2 protein-coding genes and 1 other RNA gene are annotated in these 12,539 nt (G+C 77.2%); 1 reads left to right on the top strand and 2 read right to left on the bottom strand.

The window, feature by feature from the left end; all coding sequences use genetic code 11:
• Positions 1–116: 116 nt before the first annotated feature.
• Both ASF82_RS02895 and ffs read right to left on the bottom strand, forming a co-directional pair.
• The gene (locus ASF82_RS02895) at positions 117–11,135 is read right to left on the bottom strand and encodes a hypothetical protein (protein WP_156369896.1); all 11,019 of its coding nucleotides are present in this window, start codon (positions 11,133–11,135) and stop codon (positions 117–119) included.
• Between the two features lie 585 nt (positions 11,136–11,720).
• An RNA gene (ffs, locus tag ASF82_RS15110) (signal recognition particle sRNA small type) lies at positions 11,721–11,817 on the bottom strand.
• Positions 11,818–11,871: 54 nt separating this feature from the next.
• Between ffs and ASF82_RS02890 the strand changes: the two genes are divergently transcribed.
• The coding region (locus tag ASF82_RS02890; protein ID WP_082514260.1) for an SDR family oxidoreductase at positions 11,872–12,539 on the top strand (668 nt) is incomplete at its 3' end.

Genomic DNA, 12,539 nt, shown 5'->3' with positions numbered 1-12,539 from the left:
GGGCGACCCGGCCGGGCGACCGCCCGCCGGGCACGGCGACGGCCCCCGTGCGGGCTGCACGGGGGCCGTCGGGGCGTGCCCCGTCCCGACCCGAACGGGACGGGGCACGCGGGGTGCTACGCCCTCCTCGACCGGACGGCCCGGCGCACCCGGGCTGCGGTGAGCAGCCCCAGGCCGAGCAGGAGGAGGCCGGCACCCGCGGACGCCCACCCGAGGGCGTCCTGTCCGGTGTAGGCGAGGCCGGACGACCCCGCCACGGTCGGCGCGGGCGAGGCGCCGGGCTGGCCGGGCGTGCCCGGCTGCCCCGGGGCCCCGGGCTGACCCGGCGTGCCCGGCGTGCCCGGCTGCCCGGGCAGGCCCGGGAACCCGGGCTGCCCCGGCGTGCCGGGCTGACCGGGCTGGCCCGGCGTGCCCGGCTGTGCCGGCTCGTCCGCCGCGACGACGCTGAAGCCGGTCGTCACGGGGTCGCCCGTGGCGCCGTCGACGGTCTGCGCCGCCGCGACCACGTGGTCGCCGACCGGCACGTCCGCGAACGCGACGGTCCAGGCTCCGGTGGCCGGGTCGGCCGTCACGGTCGCCGTCCGGTCGTCGTCGAGGACGACCGTGACGAGCGCGCCCGGCTCGGCCGAGCCCGACACCGTCACCGGGGCGGTGCCCGCGGCGCCGGCCGGGAGCTGCGCTCCCGCCGCCGGGTCGTCGATGACGACCGGCGCGACCGCCGCGATGACGAGGCCCTGCGAGACGACGCTCGTCGCCCCGTCGACCACCTGGGTGGCGATCACCCGGGTCGCCCCGACGGGCACCGCCCGGAAGGGCAGCGTCCACCGGCCGGCCTCGTCGACCACGACGCTCTGGTCGCGGCCGGCGACCTCCACGACGACCACGGCGCCCGGCTGGCCCGTGCCCGAGACCACGACGTCCTCGAGCCCGTCGCCGTCCGCGTCGCGGATCAGCTCGTCGGGGGCCGGGGCCGTGATGGTCAGGGTGCCGACCGCGGCGGCCGGGGCCACCGAGAACGAGACGGTCTCGGGGGCCGAGGTCGCGCCTCCCACGGTCTGGGTCACCGCGACGGCGTGCTGGCCCGAGGCCAGCCCGACGAGGGGCAGCTCCCAGGTGCCGCCCTCGGAGACCTCGAGGGCGACGGGGTCGCCGCCGTCGAGCACCAGCGAGAGGGCCGCGCCGGGCTGACCGGTGCCCCGGACGACCACGTCCGCGACGCCGTCGGTGCCTCCCGGCACGACGTCGCCCTGGGCGGGCGAGCCGATCCGCAGCGGCGCGACCGTGGCGGCCGGGGCCACCGTGACGGGCACGGTGACGCTGCCGACGACGACGCCGCCCTCGGACTGCTCGACCGTGATCACCTGCGACCCGACCGGGACGCCCGGGACGACGACGGTGAAGTCGCCCTCCGGGCTCACCTGGCCGGTCGCCCCGACGCCGGCGCCGAGGTCGACGGTCACGACCGCGCCCGGCTGGCCGGTGCCCGTGACCGCGAGGTCGACGGTGCCGTCGCCGTCGGCGTCGACCACGAGCTGGCCGGCGGCCGGCGAGGTGACGACCAGGGGCGCGACCGGCACGGTGGGCGCCGGGTCGACCACGAAGCGGACCTCGACCGGGGCCGTGGCCCCGCCCGCGACGACCTGGCTGGCCGAGGCGACGTGCACGCCGGGGCGGACCTCGACGCTCACCTGCCAGGCGCCGCGCGCGTCGGCGGTGACCGTCACCGGGTCGTCGCCGTCGAGCGAGACCGACACGGGCGCGCCCGGCTCGGCCTGGCCGCGCACGACCACGGCCGCCGTGCCGGCCCCGTCGACGACGAAGCGCTCGTCGGTGGTCGGCGACGTGATGACCACGACCGCCGCGACCACGACCTCGAACTGCGAGGTCGCCGGCTGCGAGTCGACCCCGCCGACGGTCTGGACGACCGTCAGCTCGTGGGGCCCGACCGCGAGGCCCGGGAGGGCGAGGGCCCACCGGCCGTCCGCCCCGGCCGTCACGGTGACGGGGTCGCCGCCGTCGAGCGAGACGCGCACCGGTGCACCCGGCTGCGCCGCGCCTCCGGCGGTCAGGTCGGCGGTGGAGGCGGCCGTCGCTACTGTCGTGATGCTGCCGTCGAGGGGCGCCGTCACCGTGACGGGCGTCGCGGCCTGCACGACCAGCGTGCGGGTCACGGGTGCGGTGAGCACCCCGTCGAGCCGCTCGGAGACCGAGAAGACGTGCGTGCCGACGCCGACCGCGAGGAAGGTGGTCGCCCACCGACCGGTCGTCGAGTCGGCCGAGACCGTCTGGCTCCGGTCGCCGTCGAGACCGACCACGACGCTCGCGCCCGGCTCGGCGGTGCCGGAGACCAGCACGTCGGTGGTCGCGGCGTCGTCGACGACCACGACGGGCCGGTCGGCCCGCGGCGTCTCGACCACGACGGCGGCGGCGACGACGACCGTGAGCGGCTGCTCGACGGGCGCCGTCGTGCCGGCCGGCACGGTCTGCGTGACGCTGACCACGCGGTCGCCGACGGGCACGCCGGCCACGGGCACCGAGAAGGAGCCGTCGACGCCGACCGTCCCCGTGCCGACGAGGCCGTCGCCGAGGTCGACCGTGACCGACGCGCCCGGCTGGGCGGAGCCGGCGACGACGACCGTGGTGGTCGCGCCCGCGGTGGGCACCGTCACGACCGTGCCCGCGGGCGGCGTCGCGATGACGACCGGCGCCGCGACGGCGACCGTCAGGTCGACCACCACGGGAGCGGAGGTCGAGCCGTCGATCGTCTGCGTGACCGTGACCGTCGTGCCGCCGACGGGGAGGTCGACGGGCCCGGTGGTCCAGCTGCCGTCGGCGCCGACCAGGAGGTCGACCCTGCGGCCGTCGCCGAGGTCGACGGTGACCGTCGCCCCGGGCTGGGCCTCGCCGCGGACGGTCACCGGTGCCGTGTCGCCGGGGGCGAGCACGACGACGGTGTCGCCGTCGACGGGCTGGTCGACCGAGACGGGCTCGGCGAGCGCCACGGTGAGGGCCTGCGCGACGGGGGCGTTCGTGACCCCGTCACGGACCTGGCTGACGGTCACGGTGCGGTCGCCGGCCGGGACGTCGGCGACGGTGACGCTCCACGCGCCCGTCGTCGGGTCGGCCGTGACGACCTCGGCCAGGCCGTCGCCGAGGTCGACGGTGACGGTCGCGCCGGGCGCCGCCGTCCCGCTCACCACGACGTCGGCGGTGCCCGACGGGTCGGCGGTGGTGACGACCGCGCCGGCGGCCGGGGCCGAGACCACGACCGGGGCGAGGGCGACGACCCTGAGGAGTCGCCGGTCGGGCGCCGAGGTCCGGTCGCCGACCGTCTGGGTCACCGAGACGGTGCGGTCGCCGGCGGGGACGCCGGCCACGATCGCCGACCAGGTGCCGTCGCCGGACGCCCGCACGGTGCGGACGAGCCCGTCGCCGAGGTCGACGCGGACGGTCGCCCCGGCCTGCGCACGGCCCGAGACGGTCACGTCGGCGGTGCCGTCGACCGTGGGCACGGTGACGACCTCCCCGTCGGCCGGCGACTCGACCAGGAGGGCCGCTGCGGGCACCACGGAGAAGTCGCGGGTGACGGGCGCCGAGACGGCCCCGTCGAGCGACTGCGTGACCGAGGCCCGGTAGGCGCCCACCGGCAGGTCCGCGAACCGGACCGACCAGGTGGTCGACTGGCCGAGGTCGGCGGTCAGCACGCGGCCGCCCCCGAGGTCGACCCGGACGACGGTGCCCGGCTGAGCGCTGCCGCTCACCGTCACGTCGGCCAGGTCGGCGGCGGTCAGGACCGCCACCTGCTCGGCGGGGGCCGGCGCGGCCACGACGACCGGGGCGGCCGCGGCGACGACGAGCGGCTGGGTGACGGGCGTCGTGACGACCCCGCCGAACCGCTGCACGACCGAGATGGTGGTCGTGCCGACGGGCACGTCGGGCACGGTGGCCGTCCACGCCCCCTCGGCGTCGGCGGTGACGACGACCGGCGGGAGGCCGCCGACGGTCACCGTGACCTCGGCGTCGCCCTCGGCGGTGCCGCTGACGACGACGTCGGTCGTGGCCGCGGCGTCGATGACGACGAACGGCGTGCCGGCCTCGGGCGCGGTCAGGACGACGCCGTCGGCGACGACGACGGAGAAGTCGCGGGTCACGGGGTCGGAGCTGCCCGCGGGCACCGTCTGGACGACGCTCGCGGTGTGCTCCCCGACGGGGACCCCGGGGACGGTGACGGTGAAGCCGCCGTCGACGCCGACCGTGCCGGTGCCGGTGTGGCTCGTGCCGTCGTCGTCGACCACGACGACCTCGACCGAGGCGCCGGGCTGGGCGGTGCCGACCACGACGACGTCGGCGGTGCCGCCGGCCGCCGGGACGGTGTACGAGGCGTCGACGTCGGGCACCGTGACCACGACGGGGGCGGCCACGACGACGGAGACGTCGGCGGTGAGGGCGGCGGAGACGCGGCCGTCGACCGTCTGGGTGACGGTGGCGGCGTACTCGCCGACGCCGACGCCCGGGAAGGTCGTCGACCAGGAGCCGTCGACGTCGTCGGCGACGACCGTCCGGGTGCCTGCCACGCCGAGGTCGACGGTGACCGTCGCCCCCGGGTCCGCGGAGCCCGAGACGGTGACGTCGGTGGTGTCCCCGGCCGCGATCAGCGGCACGACGGTGCCGTCGACCGGCTCGTCGAGGACGAGGGCGTCGGCGACCGCGACGAGGACGGGGCGGGTCTCGGGGGCCGAGGTCGCGCCTCCCACCGTCTGCGTGACGACGAGCTCGTAGCGGCCGGCGGGGACGCCGGGCACGACCGTGCTCCACGCGCCCTGGTCGTCGGCCTGCACCTCGACGACGCGGTCGCCCCCGAGGCTGACCCGCACCGTGGCGAGGCGCTCGGCCGTGCCCGAGACGGGCACGTCGACGACGCCGGCGGGGTCGACGAGGGTGGCGACGAGCTCGTCGGCCGGCCGCTCGACGACCAGGTCGCCCGCGGCGCGGACGGTGAGGTCGACGGTCACGGGCGTCGAGGTCGTGCCGCCGACCGTCTGGACGACGCTGACGACCTGGTCGCCGACGGGCACGCCCGGCACGGTGACCGACCAGCGGCCCTCGCCGTCGGCCCGGGTCGGCACCGTGGTGCCGGCCAGGGTCACCGTGACCACGGCCTGCGGCTGGGCCGTGCCCGAGACGACCACCGAGGCGGTGGCGTCGGCGTCGATCACGACGACGTCGTCCGCGCCCGTGGGCTCGGCGACGACGACGGGGGCCCCGGCCACGATCTGCAGCAGCTGCGTGACCGGGGTCGACGTGGCTCCGCCGACGACCTGGACGACGCTGATCTCGCGGTCGCCCACGGTGACGTCCTCGACGAGGAGCGTCCAGGTGCCGGTGCCGGGGCCGCCCTCGGTGCCGGTGGCGGTGACCGTGCGGGCGGGCAGGTCGCCCAGCTGCACGACGACGTCGACGCCCGGCGCCGAGGTGCCGCTGAGGGTGACGTCGGTCACCGAGCCGGCCTCGGCCAGGACGACGGGGACGCCGGCCTGCGGGGTGGCGATGGTGACGGGCGGGGCGGCCGCGACCGTGAGGGTGCGCTCGTCGGCGGCGGAGGTCGTGCCGCCGACCGTCTGGGTGACGCTGACCACGTGCACCCCGACCGGGACGCCGGCCACGTCGACCGACCAGGCGCCGGTCGCGTCGTCGGCGTCGGTCGAGACGACCCGGTCGTCGCCGAGGTCGACCCGGACGCGGGCTCCGGGCTGGGCGGTGCCGGTCACGGTGACGACCGCGCGGGCGGCGGCGTCGGGGACGGTGACCGTCGCGTCGCGCTGCGGGTCGAGGACGACGAGCGGAGCTCCGGCCTCGACGGTGAACTCGACGGTCTCGGGGGCCGAGACCAGGTCGCGGAGCGACTGGGTCACGACGACCTCGTGGACTCCGGTGCGGACGCCCTCGAGCACGGTCGACCAGTCGCCCGACGCGGGGTCGGCCTGGACGGTCGCGGTGGCCGTCCCGTCGAGCACGACGGTGACGGTCGCGCCGGGCGCCGCGGCGCCCGAGACGGGCACGCTCACCGTCGCCTCGTCGTCGACGACCACGATCGGGTCGCCGCCGGGCTCGACGACGTCGAGGTCGGCCAGGGCCACGACCTGGAACGTCGTCGTCGCGGGGACGGTCGACGTGGTGCCGCCGACCGTCTGCACGGCGGTGACGGTGGCGCTGCCCGCCCCGACGGGGAAGGTCGTCGACCAGGTGCCGTCGTCGGCGACCACCTGGCGGACGACGCCGCCGAGGGCGACGTCGACCGTCGCGCCGGGCTCGGCCCGGCCGGTGACCGTGACGGTGGCCGGCAGCTGCGAGCCGAACGCCTCGACCACGGAGCCGGCGACGGGCGCGTCGACGGTGACGGGCGCGCCGGCCTGCACGGTCAGCTGCGCCGTCTGCGGCAGGGAGGTGCGGCCGCCGAGGGACTGGACGGCCGTGATCTGGTGCGTGCCCACGGGCACGTCGTCGAAGTCGGCCGACCAGGCTCCGCCGGCGGCGGTCACCGTCACGGTGACGCCGTCGAGGCTGACCGCCACCGACGCCCCAGGGGCGGCGGTGCCGCGGACGGTGACGTCGGTCGTGGCGAGCTCGTCGGCCAGGGTCACGACGTCGGGCGTCGTCACGGCGAGGGGCGACGCGACGACCGAGAAGGTCGCCGGGCCGGCGCCCTGGCTCGTGCCGCCGAGCAGCTGGGTGGCGGTGACCTCGTGGTCGCCGACCGGCACGGCCTGCAGGAGCTGGCTCCACGCGCCGACGCCGTCCGCGACGGTCCGCCCGACGAGGGCGCCGTCGAGGCTGACCTCGACCGTCGCCCCGGCCGCGGCGCGGCCCTGCACGAGGACGTCGGACACCCCCGCGGCGTCGAGCACGACGTAGTCGGGGTCGCCGAGGGGCGTGTCGATCACGAGGTCGTCCGCGCGCTCGATGCGCACGACGACGGTCTCCGGGGTGGTCGACGTCGAGCCGCCGACGGTCTGGGTCGCGCTGACGGTGAGCGGCCCCACCGGCAGCCCGGTGAGCACGGCGCTCCACGCGCCGGCGCCGTCGGCGGTGACCGGGGCGGGGGCGTCGCCGACGGGCTCGCCGTCGGCGTCGGTGACGGAGAGGGCGACCACAGCGCCGGGCGCCGCCGTGCCCGTGACGGGCACCGACGCGGTGCCCGGGCCGACGATCCGCACGGGGTCGTCGCCGTCGGCGGGCGAGACGACGACGAGGGGCTCCGCCGCGACCACCTGGAACGTGGTGGGGGCCGCCGAGAGCGTCTGACCGCCCTGCACCTGCCGGGCCTCGACCGTGTGCGTGCCGACGGCCAGGCCCGTGACGGTCGCCTCCCACAGCGCACCGTCCCGGGTGACGGGCCCGACGACCCCGCCCGACACCGTGACGGTGACGGGGACGCCGGCGACGCCGGTGCCGCGGACGACGACCGAGGTGCTGCCGGCCGCGTCGGCCACGGTGAGGCGGCTGCCGGTCGCGGGGGCGGTGATGACGACGAAGCCGCCCTGCTCCACCACGATCACTCGCGTCGTCGCCGACGACGTGCTGCCGTTCACCGTCTGCGTGGCCGCGACCTCGTAGCTGCCGATCGGCACGCCGGCCAGGTCGACGCTCCAGGTGCCGACCGCGGTGGCGGTGACCGGCGCGGTGCGTCCGCCGCCGAGGTCGACGAGCACGGCGGCCCCGGGCTCGGCCGTGCCGGTGACCGGGACGGTCGCCGTGCCGGTGGCGCCCGGCACGTAGTAGACGGTCTGGTCGGCGGGGCCGGTGATCTCGATCGGCTCGCCGACCTCGACGGTGAGCGGCTGGGTCACGCGGGGCGACGTCACGCCGCCCACGACCTGCGTCGCGCCGAGCGTGTACGTGCCCTCGGGCACGCCGGTGATCGTCGCCGTCCACGCTCCCGTGGTCGGGTCGGCGACGGTGGAGGCGAGGAGGGCGCCCAGGCCGACCTGCACCGCGGCGCCGGGGTCGGCGCGGCCGGTGACGACGACGTCCGCGACGTCGCCCGCCTCGGCCACGGCGACGACCGTGCCGGGGGTCGGCGAGTCGATCAGGAGCGGGGCGCCCGCGACCACGGAGATCGGCCGGGTCTGCGCCGGCGACGTCGTGCCGCCGATCGACTGGGTCGCCGTCAGGGTGCGGCCGCCGACGGGGACGGCCTCGAAGGTGGTCGCCCAGGTGCCGTCGACGGCGACGACGGTCTGCGTCGGCAGTCCGGTGCCGAGCGACAGCGAGACGGTGGCGCCGACCGCGGCGGTGCCGGAGACGGGCACGGTGGTGACCGAGCCCGCGGCGGGCACCCGGTACGCCTGGCCGGGCGTGGGGGCGTCGACCACGAGGGGCGCGCCCGCCGTGACGGTGAGCGCCCGGGTGACGGGGCTCGAGACGACGCCCGCGACGGTCTGCGTCACGCTGACGGTGCGCTGCGGCCCGACGGGCACGCTCTGGATCGTCACGGTCCAGTCGCCGTCGGCGTCCGCGGTCGTGGTCGCGAGGTGTCCGTCGCCGAGGTCGACGCGGACGGGGGCGCCGGGCTCGGCGGTGCCGGTCACGGTCACCGGGGTGACGGAGCCGGCGTCGGCGAGGGTGATCACGGCGCCGTCGTCGGGCGAGGTGATCGCGACGCCCTCGGCGGCCTCGATCGTGACGTCCGTGGTCAGCGGGGCGCTGGTGGCGCCTCCCACCGTCTGCGTGGCGGAGACCGGGTAGGCCCCGACGGGCAGGGCGGTGAAGACCGTCGACCAGGTGCCGCCGGCCGCGACGGTCGCGGCCTGCGTCCGGTCGCCGGGCAGGGTGACCGTCACGGTCGCGCCGGGCTGGCCCGTGCCGCTCACGGTGACGTCACGGGTGGAGTCGGCACCGGGCACGCGCAGGACGGTGCCGGGCGTCGGGGCGGTCAGGGCGAGCGCGGTGCCCGCCTGCACGCTGAACGCACGGGTGACGACGGCGGAGGTGTCGCCGCCGAGCGACTGCGTGACGGAGGTGGTGTACGAGCCGACGGGGACGCCGTCGACGGTGGTCGTCCAGCTGCCGTCGGGGCCGACGGTGGCGGTCGCGGTGCGCCCGCCGCCGAGGTCGATCGCGACCGCGGCGCCGGGGGTGCCGGTGCCCGCCACGACGACGGGCGTCGTCGACGCGCCGTCGAGCACCGTGTAGACCCGGCCGGCGGTCGGGCTGGTGACGACGAGGGGCTGCTGCGCGACGACCACGAAGGCGCGCGTCTGCGTGCCGGTCACGGTGCCGCCGACGGTCTGGGTGACCGTCGCCTGGTGCTGGCCGGCGGGCACGGCGGCGACGGGCACGCTCCAGGTGCCGTCGCCCGCCACGGGCGCGGTGCCGGTGAGGGCCGGGGCGCCCGCGACGAGGGCGGGCACGCTGACGCGCACGGTCGCGCCGGGCTCGCCGGTGCCGGTGAGCGTCACGGTGCGGGTGGCCCCGGGCGTCGCCGCGACGACGAACTGCTGGCCGGGGGCGGGGGTCTGCACGGTGAGGCCGACGAACGCGGCGGCACGGGCCGTCGACGTCGCGAGGTCGACGCGGAGCCCGCCCGCGAGCGCGGGCAGGACGGTGAGGCGGACGGCGTGGACGCTGCGCGAGCCGGCGTCGGTGCCGCGGGGGTCGCGGAAGCCGGGGGCGTCCTGCGCGTTGATCGTGACGCCGGCGAGCTGGCCGAGCACGGCCGTCAGGGGCGACAGGGCGAGCAGCGTCGCGCTGGTCACCGTGGTGATCGCCGAGGTCGTGGCCGTGAGCCCCGCGCCGGTGACGAGGGGCGAGTAGACCGCGCCGACGGCGGGCAGCAGCGTGCCGGTCACGACGGGCACGACGACCCCGCGGAGGAGGGGCCGGACGAGGACGGTGTCGAGGGCGCCGGTGCCCGTGACCGAGACCGCGGAGGCGGGGGTCGTGCCGGCGAGGAGCTGGCCGATGGTCGTGTCGACGGTCGCGGTCAGGCCCGCGACGCGCACGGGGGGCAGGATCCCGGTCTTCAGCAGGACGTCGGTGGTCAGGCCGACGCGGACGGCGGTGGCCTTGACGGCCCGGTCGACGGCCGCCGTGAGGTTGGTCGGCAGCTGGACGTCCAGGATGTCGGCGATGCCGTTCGTGATGGCCGTGACCCGCTGGGTCGTCAGCAGCTCGCTGTTCGGACCGAGGTCGTTCAGCGCACCCACGTCGATGACCACCTGGCCGGTGCTCGGGGTGATCGTCACGGGGCCGGAGGTCAGCGGCTTCGCGAGCTCGGCGGCGACGGTGGAGTCGAGGTCGACGGTCGCGGTGGCGGTCACGGCCGTGCCGTCGAGGCTGACAGCTCCCCCGAGCCCGAGGGTGCTGAGGGCCGAGGTCAACGGGGCCACCACACCGGTGGTCGCACCGGCCAGCCCGGTGCCGCTCGTGGCTCCGTTGATGCCCGTGCTGACGCCGCGGAGGCTGGCCTGCAGCTGCCCGGTGAGCGCGGAGACCGCGGGGCTCGTCATCGTGTAGCGGGCGCCCGCGACCTGGTACGCGGTGCTGACGTCGGAGCCGGCGGCGGTGCGCGTCTCGGTGATCGACGAGGAGAGCGCGCCGAGGCCGAGGGTGACGTCGCTGACGACGCCGCTCGCGGCCGGCACGCGACCGAGCAGGGGCGTGAGGTTCAGCGACGCCCCGGTGCCGGGAGCGCCGCTGCCGACGGCGATGGCCCCGTTCGCGCCGACGGCCCCGGCGCTCGCGTAGGCGCCGGTCGGCGTCGTGCTCGCGTACTGCCCGGCGACGCCGAGCTTGAGGATGCCGTTCGGCCCGAGGAGGTCGACCGGGCCGAGGCCCACCTGGAGGGCGTTGAGCGCCTCGACCGAGAGGCCCCTGTTCACCACCCCGCCCGAGCCGGCCGCACCGGTGGCGGAGTAGGCGCCCTGGAGCTGCACGATGCTGTCGAGGCCGACGATGCCCGAGCCGCTCAGCAGCGAGGCCTCGGCCTCGCTGACGTCGGTCGTCGCGGCCTGCGCCGGGACGACCGCGAGGGCGCCGACGACGGCCGCGATGGCCGCGGTCGCCGCGATCCTGAGCCCGAGGGCCTTGCTGAGGGTGCGCTCGCGGGTGCTGCGCTCCGCCACATGACGTCGCATGTGCGTGCCTCTTCCTGGCGGGACTGACCCGCCGCCTGATCCGGACCCCCCGCTGGTGAGACGGGAGGGGTGCGTGTGTTCAGTTGTGGTTCGGGTGTTCGGGTGTCCGGGCCGTCGCCGATGAGCCCCTGCGGGCACGACGAAGAGGCGAGCGGCCTAGCGCGGGGTGCGCGGGGTCGTTCGCCTGCGGGTGCTGCTGACGTGCCGTGGTGAGGGGCTCATCGTCCTGATCCTGACGGTCGGGCGGCTGCGGTGCCGCACGGTCGGCGGACCGCCCTGGTGAGGGGCGGACCGGCACGGTGGTGAGCCGTGCCGACGAGGTGGTGGGTCTCGTCGTGACGTCATCCTATGCAGACGGCGCGAAGCTGAACATCCCTCCGTTGCCCCCATCCCGGGGGCCAGGTGTCCCCCGACCGAGCGGTCTGCCCCACCACGTCCGGCCCTCCGCGCTCTTTGCACACCCCGCAATGTCCCCCGCGCCGCGCCGCAGGGGCGGCGACGCCCCCCTCAGGTTCGCGACCCGCTGATCCCGTCGCGCCCCCGCACCGCGCCCCGTCGCGCCGCAGGGGCGGCGGCGCGTGAAAAAGCAAGGACTCCCCACGCACCCGCCAGAGCCAGGTTGCCCTTGCTGCGTTTCCGCCCTGGGGGAGTTGGCCTGGATGACGCCACGTGGGGAGCCTCGAGAAGTTTAGCGGCTCCTGAGCGGCTCCGGCGACACGGGGCGTTCGATGGGGGCATGAGAATCGTCATCGCCGGAGGGCACGGCAAGATCGCCCAGCTCCTCGAACGCCGCCTCGCCGACGCCGGGCACGACCCCGTCGGCATCGTCCGCAACCCCGACCACACGGCCGACCTCGAGGCGGCGGGGGCCCGTGCCCTCGTGCTCGACCTCGAGCAGACCGACGTGCAGACCCTCGCCGGTCACCTCGACGGGACCGACGCCGTCGTGTTCGCCGCGGGCGGCGGAGGCGGGAGCGGGGCCGAGCGCAAGCTCACCATCGACCGTGACGGGGCCGTCCTGCTGGCCGACGCCGCCGAGGCCGCGGGCGTCTCGCGCTACGTGATGGTCTCGGCCATCGGCACCGACGACTTCGACCCGGAGAAGGCCCAGCTGCCCGCCGAGGACGACGACGCCGTGTACCAGGTGTACATGCGCGCGAAGAGCGAGGCCGACGCCGACCTCCGCGCCCGTGACGGCCTCGACTGGACCATCGTGCGCCCCGGCGGCCTCACCGACGACGCCGGCACCGGCCAGGTCACGGTCGGTACGACGGTCGAGCGCGGCACCGTGCCCCGGGCCGACGTCGCCGAGGTCATCGCCACCGCGATCCTCGAGGGCACGGCGGTGAAGACGCAGTTCGAGCTCGTCTCCGGCGAGACGCCCGTCTCCGACGCGCTCGCCAC

It is taken from the genome of Frigoribacterium sp. Leaf164 (genome assembly GCF_001423665.1).
Taxonomy (GTDB): Bacteria; Actinomycetota; Actinomycetes; order Actinomycetales; family Microbacteriaceae; genus Frigoribacterium; species Frigoribacterium endophyticum.
Note: the sequence above shows the minus strand (reverse complement) of the source record. Positions and strands in the feature narration are given on the sequence as shown.

Excerpts from the sequence above, each read along its gene's own strand:
- ASF82_RS02895 (WP_156369896.1), bottom strand. The coding sequence starts at position 11,135 with ATGCGACGTCATGTGGCGGAGCGCAGCACCCGCGAGCGCACCCTCAGC.